Source organism: Jeotgalibacillus sp. S-D1 (assembly GCF_004358665.1).
GTDB lineage: Bacteria > Bacillota > Bacilli > Bacillales > Jeotgalibacillaceae > Jeotgalibacillus.
On sequence record NZ_SMZR01000002.1, the window covers coordinates 568,027 to 587,327 of the forward strand.

Genomic DNA, 19,301 nt, shown 5'->3' on the forward strand with positions numbered 1-19,301 from the left:
ATGTAAAAAACGCCTCTATAGATAAAAGAGACGTTTTCATCTTATTCATTTTCCGTCAGCCACTTATGCCCTGCTGCTTTAACCAGACGATTCATTATGGCAGCGCCTATACCGGTTGGTTCAACGCTCTGGGCCAAAATGATATCCACAGCTTCATTGTCGAAAGCGCGAATGCTGTCATACAGGGAATGCGCGGTTGTTGATAAGTCTTCCTCACTTCCACAAGCCACTAAAAAGTCCGCATGAAGATGACTGATGGTTTCCACTGTCGCCATTACGCCAACTTTTTTTCCAGTCTGCTGAAAGGAGATGATGGTTTCCTGCAGCCATTTATCTGAGCCCTTGGTTACAAAAAGCGGGGCGGTCGGAGCATAATGAGTATATTTCATACCTGGAGATCTCGGCTTTTCTATTTGTTCTTCAACAGACGGATCAATCACAGCATATCCAATGCATTCCACAATCTCTTCGTAAGAAACCCCGCCAGGTCTTAAAATAGCCGGAGGCGTCACTGTGCAATCCAGCACTGTGGATTCTACTCCTACCCCCGTCTCTCCGCCATCCACAATTCCTGCAATCCGGCCGTGTAAATCATGATACACATGGTCAGCTGAGGTAGGGCTTGGTTTCCCGCTTCTGTTGGCACTTGGTGCGGCAATCGGTTTTCCGGCTGCTTCAATGATCGAAAGCGCGACAGGATGATCCGGCATACGTATTCCTACTGTGTCCAGACCTGCTGTCACCAAATCAGAAAACACTCCTTCTTTCTTTTTGAAAATGAGTGTAAGAGGTCCTGGCCAAAACTGCTCAATTAGTTTCCCGGCCTGGTTATCCACATGTTCAACAATATCATGGAGTTGTTTTTTTGAGGAGATATGGACAATTAGAGGGTTATCGGAGGGTCTTCCCTTTGCTTCGAAAATCCCTTGCACAGCCTGGTCGCTTGTAGCATCTGCCCCAAGGCCATAGACTGTCTCTGTTGGAAAGGCAACTGTTTTTCCTTCGCGTAATAATTGCGCTGCCTGTTCTATCTGTGGATATTTCAAAATTTTATCCACATTTTTATCCACACTCCACTGCGTGGTATTCATGTGAATCATCTCCCAAATTATTTTTACTTTTAATCGATTTATTAATTTAGTATAGGATTTTTCTTAATTTATCAGGACATCTCTCAAATTATTAGTATATTATACTCTTTTTAATCAACAGATAATTGGAGGTTGTCCACAAACTGTGTATAACTTTGTTCATTTTGTGCACAACTCTGTGAATAATTGAACGGTTATCCTCATTTCACTTTAATTTGTTATCCAATCCCATCCTTTGTGAAACCAGTTAACAATATAGGATTCCACTTCCACATCTTCACTGGATAAATCTTTTTCTGGGGATAAGTCGGTTTCGCACTCACTGTCGTCTTTTTTGTCAGCTGCTTTTGCTTTTTTTATTAGCACTTCTCCACAAAGATCCGGAAAAATAGAACACCACCAGTTTTTCCCCTGACCTTCTCCCAATGTCACAATAACTGTATCAAAAAGTCCTTCCTCATACACCTGCTCGTCTGTTTTCTTCTGTGGAAACAAGTGTTTTTCAAAGCGCACAGTTGCTGAGTAAGAGATGCCCTCTTCTGCTAATTTCCGCTGGACAAGCTGTTCCCAGTCACCCACATGTTTCTCCATTTGCTGAATCAGATCTTCTCTATCCCATTGTTCCCCTGCAAGCGTTTGAAGAATTTGTTCCTGAACGAGTGTATAGACCGTTTGTTTTATTGCTTGATCCTGTTCCTCATCGCTATGGGCCAGTACCCGAAAACGAATGTCCTGATGTTCATTCGCCTCTGCCTGCTGGACCGGCAATAATAATGAGCTTGATAGAATTGTTGCGATCAGCCACTTTGTTTTCATCGTCGTTCCCCCACATGCTTTGATACACGTCATTGTGGACGAACTATTGCTTTTTTAAACATCAGGTAAAAGACGACAAAAAACCATGCGGTCTTTTCCATTAATGTCGAATACGATGTCTACCTCATCTTTTGGGAAAGATGCTTTTAATAAACCGGCAACCTGTTCGCCCTGCCCAGCTCCGACCTCAAACCCAATCATCCCCGGCCGATTCATGAATTCAGGAAGCTGCTCACACATTCTTCTGTACAAAATCAGCCCTTCTTCTTCTGCAAAAAGTGCCTGATGCGGTTCATGATCCACCACAATATCAGACATGCCCTCCAGGTCCCCGTGTGGAATGTATGGCGGATTGGAAAGCACCAGATCGAATGTCATTGAGGCATCCAAATCAGCTAATAAATCGCCTTGAGCAAACTGGACTTCAGCTTTCAGCTTCTTTGCATTTTCTTTTGCAACCGCCAGCGCCTCGGATGAAATGTCAACAGCCGTGACCTGCCAGGATGGGCGCTCAAGCTTCAACGTAATCGCAATGGCACCGCTGCCTGTTCCGATATCTGCGCAATGTAATGACTGACCTTTAGCAAAAATGCCCGCACTTCGTTCTAGTCCATAATAAATCAGTTCTTCCGTTTCAGGACGGGGAATTAACACATGGGAATTGACAATGTAATCACGTCCATAAAATGATTCAGAACCAATAATATGCTGCACCGGCGTGCCAGCAGCATGTTCTTCGATCATCTTTTTAAACTGATAGACATCACTTTCTTTCATCTCTTCACGGATATTCGTGTAAAAAGCCGTATAATCCAATTGAAGTACATGGCGCAGCAATAATTCCGCCCCATGCTTTTCACGATTAAAGTCTTCTAAATAAGAAGAAGCCCAATTAAGGGCCTCAAAAATTTTAAAATTCGCCATTATTCATGGACTCCATTTTAGCTGATTGCTCTTCCATAATCAGCGCTTCGATAACCTCATCCATTTTACCCTGCAAAATCTGATCGAGCTTCTGAATCGTCAGACCAATTCGGTGGTCTGTCACCCGATTTTGAGGGAAATTATACGTACGAATCCGTTCAGAACGATCACCGGAGCCAACAGCAGATTTTCTGACTGCATCATATTCTGCCTGCGCTTCCTGCTGAAACTTGTCATAAACACGAGCACGCAATAATTTCATGGCTTTTTCTTTATTTTTGATTTGGGATTTTTCATCTTGAATAGATGCAACGATCCCCGTAGGAACATGTGTAAGACGGACGGCTGACATCGTGGTATTAACCGATTGTCCGCCCGGTCCGCTTGAAGCAAAGGTATCCACGCGGATATCTTTGTCATGAATTTCGATTTCCACTTCTTCTGTCTCAGGCAAACAGGCTACTGTTGCCGTTGATGTATGAATACGTCCGCCTGATTCCGTTTCAGGAACACGTTGGACACGGTGAGCACCATTCTCGTATTTCATATGGGAATAAGCACCGTTTCCGTTGATTATGAAAATGATCTCTTTATATCCGCCCACACCTGTTGTGCTGGCTTCAATCACTTCAATTTTCCAGCCGCGCGATTCTGCATATCGGCTGTACATGCGATAAAGATCGCCCGCAAACAAAGCAGCTTCATCTCCGCCAGCCGCGCCGCGAATTTCCATGATAACGTTTTTATCGTCGTTTGGATCTTTTGGAATTAGTAAAATATGAAGTTTGTCTTCAAGTCCTTCAATTTCTTTTGCTAATTCACTAACCTCTTCTTTAACCATCTCGCGCATATCAGCATCCAGCTTTTCGTTGAGCATTTCTCTGGCTTCTTTATGCTGCTGATATACTTCTTTATATTGGCGGTACGTCTCCACAGTTTCAGTCATATCAGACTGTTCCTTTGAGTACTCGCGCAGTTTATTCGTGTCGTTCACGATTTCCGGGTCACTAAGCATTTCATTTAATTTATCATAACGGTCTTCTACCGCCTGCAATCGATCGAACATTTCTCTTCACCTCTCTAGATAGTATATCCGATGGCCGGTAGGTAGACAATGATTTTAGTGGAAATGGGCGGGCGAGTATATAGAAGTCCTCAACTTTACCCCCCAGGAAAAATCCAGCAGGGTCGAAACGTATATACTGGCAAAGTAACGGATGAACTTATTGTCGCATTCTTTCCACCTTTTTATGCGTCCTGCACTGCATTCATTCAACTTAACAGCATTTTATACTAGTATTTTATATTTTTATAAACAAAAAAAGCACCCGTATCTGCTGAGCGCTTTTTTCCATTAATCATAATTTTATTTCCTGGACATTTCCCCTGAAACCGTTACGCCGGTTGGCACTTCATGGTGATGTCTGCAGCGGGGTTCATATGCTTCTGATGCACCAACTAAAATGATAGGATCGTCATATCCGGCCGGTTTGCCCTCTATCAGACGCTGAGTACGGCTGGCTGGTGATCCGCAGACTGCACAAACTGCCTGAAGCTTGGTTACCTGCTCAGCCAATGCCATTAAATGGGGAACGGGACCGAATGGTTCACCTTTAAAATCCTGATCAAGTCCGGCGGTTACGACACGGTATCCCTGATCTGCCAGCTGAGTTACTACATCAATGATGCCGTTATCGAAAAACTGGACCTCATCAATTGCAATCAGATCAGCTTTTGTTGTCACCAGGTCCAGGATTTCTGAAGAGCTTTCAACAGGAACAGCAATAACGGAAGCACCGTTATGCGATACAATCGCCTCTTCACTATACCGGTCATCAAGCTTCGGTTTAAATACTAATATATGCTGACGCGCAAACTGCGCCCTTCTTACCCGCCGGATCAGCTCCTCCGACTTTCCTGAAAACATACTGCCGCAAATGACTTCAACCCAACCCGTCTGTTTCATTACATACACCAGAAATACAGCTCCTTCCTTGCAGTTGCTTTTGTACAATGTGAGGATCTAAATCCATTCATAAAAAAGCACTAAATCACTCTATATCAACGCTCTATGTATAAAAAAGAAAAGAATGATCTCCATTGATACTAGTTATGCACAGGAGTCATTCATCGATTTTACCATTGATCTTTTTTTCATTTTACGTTTTTCGTTTAGCGGGAACAAGGGGGAATATTGACCTAATTCGTCAATTTCCCTCTTTATTTTTCCCATTTTTGCCGTAAAAAAACAGGCAAGACAATTTCTCTTGCCTGTTTTGATATTACTGTTCTTTAAGACCGTATTTTTTGTTGAAGCGATCAACACGGCCATCAGCTGCTGCGAATTTTTGACGTCCTGTGTAGAATGGGTGACACTCAGCACAAACCTCAACACGAATGTCTTCTTTCACAGAACCAGTTTCAAATTCATTACCGCAAGTACAAGAAACCTTTGCGATTTTGTAATTTGGATGAATTCCTGCTCTCATCTCTTTCATCTCCTTCCGCCCTGAACCATCTGGAACAGAGTAAGTACTTACTATATTAGCATGCACCTGATTACTTTTCAAGCACACAGCTTACATTATATCAGCCTGTTTACTGTTAGGCAATACACGTTTTATTTGTTTCTGGATGATCCATTGGACTGATGGGTTTTCATTTCCTCTGTCAATGTGACAAAAAATTCATCATTGGTTTTTGACTGACGCAGTTTACGAAGGAAACGCTCCGCGAAGTCATGGGAATCAGAAAGCCCGCGGCGTATCGCCCAAAGTTTATCCAAATGTCCTGCCGGTACAAGAAGCTCTTCTTTACGCGTTCCGCTTCGCTTAATATCGATCGCAGGGAAAATGCGTCGTTCTGCAAGGTTGCGGTCGAGGTGAAGTTCCATGTTGCCCGTTCCTTTAAATTCTTCATAGATCACTTCGTCCATCCGTGAACCGGTATCCACAAGTGCTGTGGCCAGGATTGTCAGGCTTCCACCCTCTTCAATATTCCGTGCAGCACCAAAGAAACGCTTAGGACGGTGGAACGCAGCAGGGTCAATCCCTCCTGACAGTGTACGGCCGCTCGGCGGTATAACCAGGTTATATGCGCGTGCCAGACGAGTAATACTGTCCATTAAGATAATTACATCACGCTTATGCTCCACCAGACGCATCGCGCGCTCAAGGACAAGCTCTGCTACTTTAATATGATTTTCTGGCACTTCATCGAAAGTTGAGCTGACAACGTCTGCCTGCACTGAACGTTCGATATCGGTCACTTCCTCCGGACGTTCATCAATCAGCAGTACAATAAGCTCCGCTTCTGGATGATTCGTTGTAACGGAGTTGGCAATTTCCTTCAACAGCATCGTCTTTCCTGCTTTAGGCGGCGCAACGATCAGTCCGCGCTGTCCAAATCCCACCGGCGAAACAAGGTCCATAATACGCGTCGAAAGAGACTTCGGCTCTGTTTCCAGTTTAATTTGACGGTCTGGATATAAAGGCGTCAGTGCCGGGAAATGAACTCGTTCTTTTGAAGTTTCAGGGTCCTCTCCATTTACCGCTTCTACGTGCAGCAGGCCAAAGTAGCGTTCGTTTTCTTTAGGCGGACGCACTTTTCCTGATACCTTATCTCCATTACGAAGATCAAAACGGCGGATTTGAGATGCGGATATGTAAATATCCTCTGAACTAGGCGAATAATTAATCGGGCGCAGGAAGCCAAATCCTTCAGATTGAATGATTTCAAGGACGCCTTCCATAAAGAAAAAGCCTTCTTGTTCTGCACGGGATTTTAATATAGCGAAAATTAATTCTTTTTTTGTCAGTTTGCTATAGTAGGAAACACGATATTCCTTGGCTAATTCGTATAATTCCTTAAGCTTCATATTATCAAGCGACGACATTTTTAACTCTTCCATAAGGACACCACACTTTTTATATTTTCTGTTCTCTAGCCATACGTTCTATTGGTTGATTATTCGAAATGGATAAGGGCATGTTGCTAGAAGAAAAGAGGTTGAATGATTTTGAAACGTTGAAGAAACATGAAGATCTTATAAACCATCATCATTTTACCTGTTATTGTGTCGACAAGCAATGAATTAATTAGAAAAAAGCCTCGAATGTATATATTTACAAATCGAAGCTTTTAAGCTGGGTGGCTTTAGTAACGATCACGTTCAAAGTACGAGGGACTTTCGATCCTACTGTTAAAAGACGGTTTACTAAATAGGTAAAAATAACCTTTTGAGGTCGGGGCTGAACGAGCGCCTACCGCTTTTACTTTATCCAGCTCCAGGCGCTAGCCCCTCGAGGTCATAAGTCACGCTGGCCAAGTGGATAAAGAGCATCCACCCGGCCACCGCGTCTTATGCTTGTCGGGGCTGAACGAGCGCCTTACGCTTTTACTTTATCCAGCTCCAACAGGCAGCTCCTCGGATCGTAAGTCACTCTGCCATTCAGGCAAAAAGCGCCTGCTTGGCAGATCGCCTTACGTCTGTCGGAGCTAAACGCCTGTTTCCGCTTTTACTCTATCCAGCTCCAGCGGGCAGGGGCTCGAGGTCACAAGTCAAGTACGATCGGACGGCAAAGAGCGGCCTTCCGTTCGTACTCGCCTTGTGCTTGTCGCCCCTAAACGCCAGCTTCCGCTTTTAGTTATTTCATAACCAGGTTCGGTTTTTTGTTTAGGCTGTGGTTTCCTTCGACGAAGCGGACGGTGCCGGATTTTGCCCGCATGACGAGTGAGTGGGTGGCTCCGTATGTAGCTTTGAATTGTACGCCTTTCAGGAGCTCTCCATCTGTAATGCCTGTTGCTGCAAAGATTGCGTCATCTCCGCGCACTAAATCTTCCATAAGAAGAATTTTGTTTACGTCCAGATTCATTGCTTTGCATCGATCGGCTTCTGCATCGTTTTGAGGAAGCAGTTTTCCCTGGATTTCTCCGCCCAGGCTTTTTAGGCCGACCGCTGCAATAACGCCTTCGGGTGCGCCGCCTGAACCAAATTAAATGTCCACACCGGTTGCATCAAATGCTGTATTGATGGCACCAGCAATGTCGCCGTCCCCGATAAGCTTGATTTTTGCTCCTGCGTCACGCAGTTCCTGGATGATTTTCGCATGGCGTTCACGGTTCAATACAGTTGCCACCACGTCTTCAATATCTTTATTTTTAGCTCGTGCAACAGCTTTTAAGTTGTCCAGAACTGATGCATTAATGTCTATTTGTCCTATTGCTTCAGGGCCTACCGCAATTTTGTCCATATACATGTCAGGTGCATTTAACAGGTTTCCATGATCAGCAACTGCCAGAACGGCAATCGCGTTCCATCCGCCTGATGCAACAATATTCGTACCTTCAACAGGATCCACAGCGACGTCAACCCGGGGGCCGTAGCCTGTTCCAAGTTTTTCACCAATATAGAGCATCGGTGCCTCGTCCATCTCTCCCTCTCCAATTACAACTGTCCCCTTCATTGGAATGGTGTCGAATACGTCTCTCATCGCAGTAGTTGCTGCGTCATCTGCTTCGTTTTTCAGTCCTCTCCCCATCCATCTGGCTGAGGCGAGAGCTGCTGCTTCTGTTACACGTACAAGCTCCATTGATAAACTGCGTTCCATGTTACCCATCCCCTTAACAATGTATTATCGGGAATAAGTATAACACATTGAACCCTTAATGTGACATACTAATTTACGTATTATTCACCTGTTCAAGTTCTTCTTCTGTCATTTTTTCGCGCCATATGACAGCGCCCAAGCCTGTTAACTTATCAATTAGATCGCTATAGCCCCGGTCAATATGCTCAAGACCCGTCACTTCGGTGATTCCCTCTGCCATGACGCCGGCAATGATCAGGGCTGCACCCGCACGAAGATCGGATGCTTTCACGCGCGCTCCCTGCAAGATAGTAGGCCCGTAGATAATAGCTGAGCTGCCTTCGGTTTTAATATTTGCATTCATTCTTCTTAATTCATCAATATGCTTAAACCGCGCTGAATAAATGGTATCGGTTACAATCGCTGTTCCTTTGGCTTTCGTTAAAAGGCTGGTGAGCGGCTGTTGCAGATCCGTTGGAAAGCCAGGATAAACAAGAGTTTTGATATCTACAGAACGAAGATCATCCGATTTTCCAATGTAAATCTCCTCATCACCGACCTCGATTGGGACGCCCATTTCACGTAGCTTCGAAATCAATGATTCCATGTGAAGCGGTATTACATTTTCAACCGTTACACCGCCTCCTGCAGCTGCGCCAAGTATCATAAATGTACCCGCTTCAATCCGGTCAGGAATAATCGTATGTCGTGTACCCTTTAGTGAGTCCACCCCTGTTATCCGAATCACATTTGTTCCCGCACCCTTGATCTTTGCCCCCATATTGTTCAACAGGGTGGCGACATCAATAATTTCAGGTTCTTTTGCTGCATTTTCAATGATCGTCTGCCCTTTTGCCCGAACCGCAGCAAGCATAATATTGATCGTTGCTCCTACACTCACAACATCGAGGTAAATTCGTGCCCCGATAAGCTCATCTGCACGCAAATAAAGTGCTCCCTGCTCATTGGTTACTTTCGCTCCAAGTGCTTCGAAACCTTTAATATGCTGGTCGATCGGGCGAGGACCTAAATGACAGCCGCCCGGAAGGCCGATTGCAGCCTTTTTAAATCGGCCAAGCATTGCTCCCATCATGTAATAGGAAGCGCGCAGTTTCTTTACCCGGCCATTGGGAAGTGGCATCGCCATCATGCCATCAGGATTGATATGCATCTCACCATTACTGATGGTTACATCCCCTCCAATTTCCTCCAGCAGTTCTTTTAATGTCTGGACATCTGAAATTTCAGGAAGTCCTTCGATCACTGTTGGAGAATCAGCTAAAATGGCTGCGGGAATAAGGGCTACCGCGCTATTTTTGGCTCCACTGACTTTAATTTTGCCTGTTAGAGGGTGGCCCCCTTCAATTTTTAATTTCTCCATCGTTGAAGCTCCTTCCGCTATTCCATTAAGATGCTTTATGTGCCCGCTGTATTAAGTACATGTCAAAGCCATCTTAATCACAAAATTCTGAGGTGACTTTTACGTTAGTGTGCGCACACTTCTTACCAAACATGTGAAAGAAATATGAGAATAGGTAAAATTTATTTCGTTTTGTTCCAATCGTTCAAAAATGCTTCAATTCCTGCATCTGTAAGCGGGTGATGGAACAGCTGTTTTAGAACCTTTATTGGGCATGTTGCAATGTTTGCTCCATTTAACGCAGCTTGAGTAACATGTTGAGGATGACGAATAGATGCCGCGATGATTTCTGTATCAATATCATGGATGGCGAAGATATCAGAGATAGTATTAATTAATTCCATTCCATCATGTCCGATATCATCCAGTCTTCCAAGGAAAGGAGATACATATGAAGCTCCTGCTCTTGCTGCTATCAGGGCTTGGTTCGCGTTAAAAATAAGCGTAACGTTTGTTTTAATTCCCTGCTTGGCAAATGCTGCAGTTGCTTTTAGTCCATCGGGTGTCATGGGGACTTTTACGGTGATATTTGGTGCGATTTTTGCAAGTTCCAAACCTTCTTCAATCATGCCTTCTGCTTCTAACGAAATAACCTCCGCACTGACAGAGCCTTCCACCAGTGTTGTAATTTCTTTTAAACGATCATGAAAAGAGATATTTTCTTTTGCTACAAGCGACGGGTTCGTAGTTACCCCTGACACGATTCCCCAGCTGTGCGCTTCTCTGATTTCTTCCATATTAGCAGTATCAATAAAAAATTTCATGATCCCATCTCCCTTGGTTAGTATGATTGTTCAAATTTTCAAAATTGGATAAGCAAATGAAAAGGCTGACTCGAACCCAGCCAGTTCCATTGAACCAGGATAACACGCTGTGCATGCTTGTCCAAATCCGATGGCATCTGGCTCGTATTCTTGAGTCAGCCTTCGTTATGATATGACTCTTTTCCTTTTTAATTGGAAATTGAGATCGATTAATTTATGCTTGGTTTGAAGAACCAAATTCACGCATTTTACCAGCTACTGTCGCTTTAATTGCTTCACGAGCAGGTCCAAGGTATTTACGTGGATCGTATACATCAGCGTCTGCAGCAAGTACTTCACGTACTGTTTTAGCTGAAGCAAGTTGGTTTTCAGTGTTAACGTTAATTTTTGCTGTACCGTATGAAATTGCTTTTTGAATATCCTTTGTAGGAATTCCAGTTCCGCCGTGAAGTACGATTGGAACACGCGCTTCCTTACCGATTTGCTCCATTTCTTTGAAGCCAAGGTTTGGTTCGCCTTTGTAAGGACCGTGAACTGAACCAAGTGCAGGTGCAAGTGTATCGATGCCAGTACGTTCAACAAGCTCTTTACATTCGATTGGATCTGCATAGATTACGCCATCTGCTACAACATCGTCTTCCTGTCCGCCTACTACTCCAAGCTCAGCCTCAACTGAAACGCCTTTAGAGTGAGCGTACTCAACAACACGTGAAGTAACTTCAATGTTTTCTTCGAAAGGACCATGTGAAGCATCGATCATTACAGAGGTAAATCCTGCATCAATCGCTTCTTTACATTTTTCGAAGCTTGAACCGTGATCCAGGTGAATCGCAACAGGTACTGTGATATTTAAGTCTTCTAAAAGACCTTCTACCATTTTAACAACTGTTTTGAAGCCGCTCATATAACGGGCAGCACCCTCAGAAACTCCAAGGATAACCGGGGATTTTTCTTCCTCAGCAGCTTGAAGAATTGCTTGAGTAAATTCAAGATTATTTAAGTTAAACTGTCCTACAGCATAACCTTTTTCTTTTGCTGTGTTTAGCATGTCTGTCATTGATACTAAAGGCATAATCGTAACTCCTCCTTGTGATTGAAAGCTTCTATGCACGCTGTAGCTCATGAATATAATACCCATATTCAATCCTTACAACAACTATTTTCATTTAGTATCATATCAAAAGAATAATCTTTTGACTACGTTTGTAACTTATTTGTGAAAAGTAACACAATTCATGCTATTTTCGCGACGTTTCTATGCGTGCTGTAAATATTTCCGAACCACCTGACGAATGTCTTCGATGTCAAATGGTTTCGCGATATGTGTAAGCGCACCCAATTTTTTCGCTTCCTGGATCATGTCAAGTTCACCGTAAGCAGTCATAATCACTACACGGATATCTTCCCGCTGCATCTTCATTCTTTTTAAAATTTCAATACCATCCATGCCCGGGATCTTCATATCCAGCAATACAAGATCCGGCTCTTCACTGAGAAAAGCCAGTGCTTCCAATCCATTTGCTGCTTGAAAGGTTTTGTAACCCTCTTTATTCAGCACCTCGTTTAGCAATATCCTGATGCCAAACTGATCGTCTACAATCAATATTTTTTCTTCCATTTTTTCCACCTCATTAGCACGTTTAGACTTTTTTATCTATCAAGTAAAACTTTTACTGTTTTATGGCTTTATTATGGTACATTCTACAGATCTTGTACAGTTCCTTCCTTTGTTGCAAAATAACACGATAAATCGTGTTACACTATTCGACAAAAGGTCTTATAATAACGGTTTTATAGAAAGGATGTTGATTTATGTTGAAAATGTTTACGACTCAGCTAACAGGGCTTTTTTCAAGAGTACATTCTAAAGAAGAGCTGGCTATTGAAGATGCTGCACGTCTGCTTGCACAGGCAGCGGTGGGAGACGGCAAAATCTACATTAAAGGTTTTGATGAAATGCATGGGATTGTTTCGGAGGCGCTTTTTGGTGAAGAAACCATGAAGGATGCACATGAATTGACGGATAGCCAAATGGCGGACAGCGCGGATCGGGTATTGCTTATCACCAGGCGGTCCACAGATGAAGCCGCAATCGCTCTGGCTAAACAGCTAAATGAAAAGGATGTGCCATTCGCTGTTATATGCGGCACAGTAAAAGATGCTGAAGAAGACGTTGTCTCAATGGCTGAAGTAAGCCTGAATACACAGGTTGTGAAAGGCTTGCTGCCTGATGAATCCGGCGCACGATTTGGGTTTCCTTCTTTAATGGCCGCTCTGTATTTATATCATGGCGTGAAATTTACTCTGGACGAAATGGTTGAGGAGTATTAAATAGGAATTAAAAAGGACAAGCCGCGGCTTGTCCTTTTTTTACTTCTGTCGGAACTAAACGCCTGTTTCCGCTTTTACTCTATCCAGCTACAACAGGCAGGGGCTCGAGGTCACAAGTCAAGCGCTGACTGAAGGCAAAGAACAGCCTTCTGTCAGCACTCACCTTGTGCTTGTCGCCCCTAAACGCCTGTTTCCGCTTTTATTTTAAAGTCGCTTTAATAAAGTCTCTAAATAATGGCTGCGGGCGTGTTGGGCGTGATGTGAATTCCGGGTGGAATTGGGATGCTACAAACCATGGGTGATCTGCCAGTTCGATAATTTCAACCAGGCGTCCGTCAGGGCTTGTTCCTGAGAATAGGAATCCTTCCTTCTCCATTTGTTCACGGTATTGATTATTAAATTCAAAACGGTGACGGTGACGTTCATAAACGACCTCTGAACTGTAAGCTTCATTGGCTTTTGTTCCAGGGTTCAGTTTACATGGATACAGGCCTAGACGTAGTGTTCCGCCAAGGTCTTCAATATCTTTTTGTTCAGGCAAAAGGTCAATGATCGGGTGCGGCGTTTCCGGCATAATTTCTGCTGAATGCGCGCCATCAAGGCCTAATACGTTGCGTGCATATTCAATAGAAGCCAGCTGCATGCCAAGGCAGATGCCGAAGAATGGTGTTTTTGTTTCACGTGCATAGCGGATCGCTTCAATTTTACCTTCAATCCCACGATCACCAAAGCCGCCTGGGATTAGAATCCCGTCTACATCACTTAATTCTTCTTCAATGTTTTCGCGGTTTAGAAGTTCTGAATTTAGCCATTTTACTTCTACATCCACATCAAACTGATAACCTGCATGCTTTAGGGATTCAACGACTGAAATATAAGCATCCTGCAGTTCCACATATTTTCCGACAAGAGCAATTCTTGTTTTACCCGAAAGATTGCGAACTCGGTCAACGAGTGCATTCCACTCTGTCATTTCAGGCTCAGGCACATCAAGCTTTAAATGCTCGCATACAATGCTGTCCATTTTTTGTGCTTGAAGAGCAAGCGGAACAGCATACAGCGTATCCGCATCTGTTGCTTCAATAACAGAAGCTTCATTGATATCACAGAAAAGGGCGATTTTGTCCTTCATATCCTGCGAAACTGGCATTTCGGTACGAACAACAATAATATTCGGCTGAATACCCAGGCTGCGCAGTTCTTTCACACTGTGCTGAGTAGGCTTTGTTTTCATTTCTCCTGCTGCTTTAAGGTAAGGGATAAGCGTACAGTGAATATACATGACATTGTCCCGGCCTACATCGCTCTTGATCTGGCGGATGGCTTCAAGGAATGGAAGTGATTCAATATCCCCAACTGTTCCGCCAATTTCAGTGATAACGATATCTGCATTCGTTTCCCGTCCTGCACGGAAAACCCGCTCTTTCAGCTCATTCGTAATATGCGGTATAACTTGAACTGTTCCGCCAAGATAATCTCCGCGACGCTCTTTTTTCAGTACAGTAGAGTAGATTTTTCCTGTCGTCACATTGCTGTATTTATTTAAATTAATATCAATAAAACGCTCATAGTGACCAAGATCCAAATCCGTCTCAGCACCGTCATCTGTTACGAAAACTTCTCCGTGCTGATAAGGACTCATCGTTCCCGGGTCCACGTTAATGTATGGATCAAATTTCTGAATGGTTACGTTAAGACCTCTGTTTTTCAAAAGACGTCCCAATGATGCTGCTGTAATTCCTTTTCCCAGGGACGAAACAACGCCGCCTGTTACGAAAATATACTTTGTCATGCTTTTTCTCCTTTCAATGTTACATCTAGTATGGATATATATAGGCCTCCATAGCCTGTCGTTAATAGAGGGAATTCAATCATTTTTCATTGTATAAAGTGAAAAAACAATGATAAAAATTGACTTTTAAAAAACAAAAAGCGCCCCCTCCTACGTTAAAAAACGCAAGGGAGCGCGAATATATGCGATTGTTCCTTTTTCAAGGAGCCCAAATAAAATACTACCATCTATAAAAAAATAGTCAAGAACAAATCAATTGATGGAAAACTTGAAAAAGTACGAACTTTTCGCATGATTTGTTCATAAAAAAACGGAGGCAATGATTGATCGCCTCCGCAAGAGGATTTATTCTTCCTCTTCCTCTTCTTCTTCATCGTCTTCATCATCAAGATCGAAGTCATCATCGTCGATAAGCTCTTCTTCGAAGTCCTCATCCTCGTCGTCATCAAGATCGTCAACGTCTTCCACGTCGTCATCAAGCTCATCGTATACAAGATCATCTTCTTCGTCATCCAAGTCGTCGAAATCAAGATCTTCTTCAGCAAGCTTTTTCTTTTTCGATTTCTTCGCTTTTTTCTTGGTTTGGATTTCGCTTGTAACATGCTCGTCCTCCACCTGGTCAAGCGGATACCACGTACGAAGACCCCACTGATCATCGCCGATGGAGATGAATCTGCCATCCACGTTTAAATCTGTGTAAAATTGCACCATTCTGGCTTTTGCTTCTTTATCTGTAATACCGAGAAGTTTCTTCCATTCAGTTAACATTTCCTTGAATGTCATCGTAGCATGACGATCGACAAGCATGTAATGTGTCACTTCAATAAAAGAATACTCACGAAGTTCTTCTTTTGAACGATTCTTAAGTTCCATTCCTTGCACTCCTTTTAATCAAATATGTGCGTATACTTCCTATAGTAAAATAAATCTTCATAATCTCTGAAAGCATATTACCCATTATAACCAAAGTGACAAGGAAATTGCCATACCTACCCTATTATTTAACGAATTTATCATTCGGCAGCTTTCTTTTAACTTGTTCTTTTTTCGACTCCAGGTATGCCATGTAGTACAGAATAAAAGACACAAGCAGAAGAGGGATTGCTCCAAGCATTCGATTGTACAGGATAAAGGTGATGACGATAATTAAAATAAGTGTTCCATAAAAAAATAACGTTCTCGCCATCTGCTCACTTCCAGTTCCGATCGGTTTTAGTATACCTTTATTATAACCGAAACAGAAAGACCTGACGCATAAAATTCTGTGCGCCAGGTTGTTATTTACAATAAGTTACATATTTCTCCGGTATTGCCCTCCAACTTCATAAAGAGCATGGGTGATTTGACCTAGACTCGCAACTTTAACCGTTTCCATCAGCTCAGAAAATAGATTGCCTCCGGAAATGGCGGTATCCTTCAAACGCTTAAGCGCTTCCTCCGTTTTTGATTCATGTGTGCTTTGGAAGCTTCTGAGGTTTTTAATTTGTGTTTCCTTTTCTTCTTTTGTCGCTCGTGCAAGCTCCATGCTGTCCATTTGTTCCTCAGAAGGAGGGTTCGGATTTAAATAGGTATTCACTCCAATAATTGGCAGCTCTCCGGTGTGCTTTTTCATTTCATAATACATGGATTCTTCCTGGATTTTACCGCGCTGATACTGCGTCTCCATCGCACCTAAAACGCCCCCGCGGTCATTAATCCGGTCAAATTCCTGCAGCACCATTTCTTCTACAAGATCCGTCAGCTCTTCTGCAATAAATGACCCCTGAAGCGGATTTTCATTTTTGCTTAAGCCGTGCTCCTTGGTAATAATCATTTGAATGGCCATTGCCCGCCGGACTGATTCTTCAGTAGGTGTCGTAATCGCCTCATCATACGCGTTAGTATGAAGGGAATTGCAATTGTCCTGCAGAGCCATTAACGCCTGCAGCGTCGTACGGATATCATTAAAGTCAATTTCCTGCGCATGGAGTGAACGGCCTGACGTCTGTATATGATACTTGAGCTTCTGGCTGCGCTCATTTGCTCCATATTTGTCTCTCATAACCGTAGCCCAGATTCTTCTGGCCACCCTGCCGATTACTGTGTACTCAGGATCCAGTCCGTTTGAGAAAAAGAAAGAAAGGTTTGGAGCGAAGGCATTAATGTCCATGCCCCGGCTCAAATAATATTCTACATAGGTGAAGCCGTTCGCTAATGTGAACGCGAGCTGGGAAATAGGGTTAGCACCCGCCTCGGCAATATGATATCCGGAAATAGACACAGAATAGTAGTTTCTCACTTTATGATCAATGAAATACTGCTGAATATCGCCCATCATGCGCAGAGCAAATTCCGTTGAGAAGATGCACGTATTCTGTCCCTGATCCTCTTTTAAAATATCTGCCTGAACGGTTCCGCGAACCACCTGAAGGGTCGCTTCACGAACCTCTGTGAACTCTTCCATCGACAGCGTGCGGCCAAGCTCTTCCTCTTTTGCCTTAACCTGCTGGTCAATTGCAGCATTCATAAACATGGCGAGAATGATTGGTGCAGGACCATTGATCGTCATTGAAACAGAAGTGCTTGGCGCACAAAGATCAAATCCAGCGTACAGCTTTTTCATGTCCTCAAGTGTACATATGCTGACGCCGCTTTCTCCGACTTTTCCGTAAATATCCGGGCGGTGATCCGGATCTTCCCCATAAAGAGTGACAGAATCAAATGCCGTGCTTAAACGCTTTGCATCATCATCCTTTGACAGATAGTGGAATCGCCGGTTCGTACGCTCCGGCGTACCCTCACCCGCAAATTGGCGTTTTGGATCTTCTCCTTTACGCTTAAAAGGGAATACCCCTGCCGTATAAGGGAAGGAACCAGGCACATTTTCCTTGTAAACCCATCTTAATATCTCACCATAGTCCTCATATTTAGGAAGCGCCACTTTCGGAATGGATAGCCCTGATAAGCTTTTAGTTGTCAGTTCTGTCACAATCTCTTTGTCACGCACTTTCGTTGTAAACTGCTCCTGTGCATACAATTCCTTTTGAGCCTGCCAGCCTTCCAGCACTTTTTTTGACTCCTTGGACAATTGTTCCCACACGTTTTCCTTTAGCGATTCCAGAGTTGCAACTGCGGACTGTTCCTCATTATTCTCCTGCAGCGCTGTAATCGAGCCTTCCAATTGGAAAAAGCGGCGTGCCAGCTTTACCTGCTGCTCTGCTGAATCGTGATAGCGGCGCACTGTTTCAGAGATTTCCCGCAAATAATAACGCCGGTCATTCGGTATAATCACATTTTGTTTTTCAACATTTGCTTTTGTTGAAAAGGCAGTCGCCCATTCAAGCTTTGTTTTATCATTGATCACACCGATCAATGCTGCAAACAAAGCGTTTGTTCCAGCATCATTAAACTGTGACGCAATTGTTCCAAACACCGGCATCGCATCCAGGTCCTGATCAAACAGCATGTGGCTGCGCTGGTATTGCTTTTGAACCTGGCGCTTTGCATCCTCTGAACCTTTACGTTCATATTTGTTGATCACTATCAAATCTGCATAATCAATCATGTCGATTTTTTCAAGCTGGGAAGGTGCGCCAAACTCGCTCGTCATCACGTACATAGATACATCCGAGATTTCAGCAATTTCAGCATCTCCCTGTCCAATCCCGCTCGTTTCAACGATGATCAGGTCAAACTGTGCTGCCTTTGCAACGGCAATGGCATCACGAATAGCAAGTGAAAGCTCACTTTTGGACCCCCGTGTTGCCAAACTTCTCATATACACACGATCAGAAAAAATCGCATTCATCCGGATACGGTCGCCAAGCAGCGCACCGCCCGTTTTTTGCTTGGTCGGATCAATGGATAAGATGGCTATTTTTTTCTCTGGAATTTCATTGATGAAGCGCCGGATCAATTCATCGGTCAGTGAGCTTTTTCCCGCTCCACCGGTACCGGTTATCCCTATAACAGGCGCAGATCCTCCTACAGCCTTTACTTCCTCCATGATCGTCTGCCACTGATCCTTTTGCTCTGTTTCCTCCATGCGGTACTCAGCAAGTGAGATAAACTTTGATACCACTGGCGGCTTCGCTGTTTTGAGCTCATCTATTTGACTGGTCATCGAAGCATCCACCGTTGAGAAGTCACACTCCTTCAGCATTTGGTTGATCATGCCCTGAAGTCCGTGCTGACGCCCATCCTCTGGAGAAAAAATGCGTGCGATACCATATTCGTGCAGCTCTTTTATTTCACGTGGAATGATTACCCCACCGCCGCCTCCATATAATCGAATATGAGGTGCGCCGCGTTCAGCCAGCAGGTCGTACATGTATTTAAAATACTCAACATGCCCTCCCTGATAAGAAGATATAGCAATCCCCTGAACATCCTCCTGTATCGCTGCATTCACCACTTCTTCAACCGAGCGGTTATGGCCCAGATGAATTACCTCTGCTCCGCTTGCCTGCAGAATTCTCCGCATAATATTAATCGATGCATCGTGCCCGTCAAACAGGCTTGATGCGGTCACAAATCGAACCGGATTTGCCGGCTTGTAAATTACTGGTTCGTTGATCGCCATGCTTATTCCCCCTT

16 protein-coding genes and 1 pseudogene are annotated in these 19,301 nt (G+C 43.8%); 1 reads left to right on the forward strand and 16 read right to left on the reverse strand.

Annotated elements, in window-relative coordinates:
• Positions 1-41: 41 nt before the first annotated feature.
• The 12 genes and pseudogenes from E2R51_RS09815 to E2R51_RS09870 all read right to left on the reverse strand — a co-directional run bounded on the left by E2R51_RS09815 (position 42) and on the right by E2R51_RS09870 (position 12,221).
• The gene (locus E2R51_RS09815; protein WP_205703320.1) at positions 42-1,091 is read right to left on the reverse strand and encodes an L-threonylcarbamoyladenylate synthase; all 1,050 of its coding nucleotides are present in this window, start codon (positions 1,089-1,091) and stop codon (positions 42-44) included.
• A gap of 210 nt (positions 1,092-1,301) precedes the next feature.
• Complete coding sequence (locus tag E2R51_RS09820; RefSeq protein ID WP_165967192.1) at positions 1,302-1,907, reverse strand: stage II sporulation protein R; 606 nt, start codon at positions 1,905-1,907, stop codon at positions 1,302-1,304.
• Positions 1,908-1,961: 54 nt separating this feature from the next.
• Complete coding sequence (gene prmC, locus E2R51_RS09825; protein WP_133376868.1) at positions 1,962-2,831, reverse strand: peptide chain release factor N(5)-glutamine methyltransferase; 870 nt, start codon at positions 2,829-2,831, stop codon at positions 1,962-1,964.
• A complete protein-coding gene (gene prfA / locus E2R51_RS09830; RefSeq protein ID WP_133376869.1) occupies positions 2,818-3,897 on the reverse strand; it encodes a peptide chain release factor 1 in 1,080 nt (359 codons plus the stop codon). The genes prmC and prfA overlap by 14 nt, the downstream gene beginning before the upstream one ends.
• Positions 3,898-4,197: 300 nt before the next feature.
• Positions 4,198-4,806 (reverse strand): thymidine kinase, encoded by a 609-nt coding sequence (locus E2R51_RS09835; RefSeq protein WP_133376870.1) that lies wholly within the window; start codon positions 4,804-4,806, stop codon positions 4,198-4,200.
• 307 nt (positions 4,807-5,113) lie between these two features.
• Positions 5,114-5,320, reverse strand: coding sequence for a 50S ribosomal protein L31 (gene rpmE / locus E2R51_RS09840; protein WP_133376871.1), 207 nt, complete (start codon positions 5,318-5,320; stop codon positions 5,114-5,116).
• Positions 5,321-5,451: 131 nt separating this feature from the next.
• Positions 5,452-6,741: a transcription termination factor Rho gene (gene rho, locus E2R51_RS09845; RefSeq protein ID WP_133376872.1), complete on the reverse strand. Its 1,290-nt coding sequence runs from the start codon at positions 6,739-6,741 to the stop codon at positions 5,452-5,454.
• Between the two features lie 736 nt (positions 6,742-7,477).
• Positions 7,478-8,440 (reverse strand): annotated as a pseudogene (gene glpX / locus E2R51_RS09850) (class II fructose-bisphosphatase).
• A 73-nt stretch (positions 8,441-8,513) separates the two neighbouring features.
• Positions 8,514-9,800, reverse strand: coding sequence for a UDP-N-acetylglucosamine 1-carboxyvinyltransferase (locus E2R51_RS09855; protein ID WP_133376873.1), 1,287 nt, complete (start codon positions 9,798-9,800; stop codon positions 8,514-8,516).
• Between the two features lie 161 nt (positions 9,801-9,961).
• Complete coding sequence (gene fsa / locus E2R51_RS09860; RefSeq protein WP_133376874.1) at positions 9,962-10,603, reverse strand: fructose-6-phosphate aldolase; 642 nt, start codon at positions 10,601-10,603, stop codon at positions 9,962-9,964.
• 214 nt (positions 10,604-10,817) lie between these two features.
• Positions 10,818-11,675 (reverse strand): class II fructose-bisphosphate aldolase, encoded by an 858-nt coding sequence (locus E2R51_RS09865; protein ID WP_133376875.1) that lies wholly within the window; start codon positions 11,673-11,675, stop codon positions 10,818-10,820.
• Between the two features lie 183 nt (positions 11,676-11,858).
• On the reverse strand, positions 11,859-12,221 hold the full coding sequence (locus E2R51_RS09870) for a response regulator (RefSeq protein WP_133376876.1): 363 nt from the start codon (positions 12,219-12,221) through the stop codon (positions 11,859-11,861).
• A gap of 194 nt (positions 12,222-12,415) precedes the next feature.
• Here E2R51_RS09870 and E2R51_RS09875 point away from each other — a divergent pair, with 194 nt between their 5' ends.
• Positions 12,416-12,934 carry a DUF2529 domain-containing protein gene (locus E2R51_RS09875; protein ID WP_133376877.1) on the forward strand — a complete coding sequence of 173 codons (519 nt, stop codon included), beginning with the start codon at positions 12,416-12,418 and terminating at the stop codon, positions 12,932-12,934.
• 199 nt (positions 12,935-13,133) lie between these two features.
• Here the strand turns inward: E2R51_RS09875 and E2R51_RS09880 are convergent, their stop codons facing one another.
• The 4 genes from E2R51_RS09880 to icmF all read right to left on the reverse strand — a co-directional run bounded on the left by E2R51_RS09880 (position 13,134) and on the right by icmF (position 19,287).
• Positions 13,134-14,726 (reverse strand): CTP synthase, encoded by a 1,593-nt coding sequence (locus tag E2R51_RS09880; RefSeq protein WP_133376878.1) that lies wholly within the window; start codon positions 14,724-14,726, stop codon positions 13,134-13,136.
• Positions 14,727-15,071: 345 nt separating this feature from the next.
• The gene (gene rpoE, locus E2R51_RS09885) at positions 15,072-15,599 is read right to left on the reverse strand and encodes a DNA-directed RNA polymerase subunit delta (RefSeq protein ID WP_133376879.1); all 528 of its coding nucleotides are present in this window, start codon (positions 15,597-15,599) and stop codon (positions 15,072-15,074) included.
• Positions 15,600-15,723: 124 nt separating this feature from the next.
• Entirely contained in the window at positions 15,724-15,912 is a 189-nt protein-coding gene (locus tag E2R51_RS09890) for a hypothetical protein (protein ID WP_133376880.1), read from the reverse strand.
• Positions 15,913-16,017: 105 nt separating this feature from the next.
• Positions 16,018-19,287 carry a fused isobutyryl-CoA mutase/GTPase IcmF gene (gene icmF, locus E2R51_RS09895; protein WP_240733031.1) on the reverse strand — a complete coding sequence of 1,090 codons (3,270 nt, stop codon included), beginning with the start codon at positions 19,285-19,287 and terminating at the stop codon, positions 16,018-16,020.
• Positions 19,288-19,301: the final 14 nt, after the last annotated feature.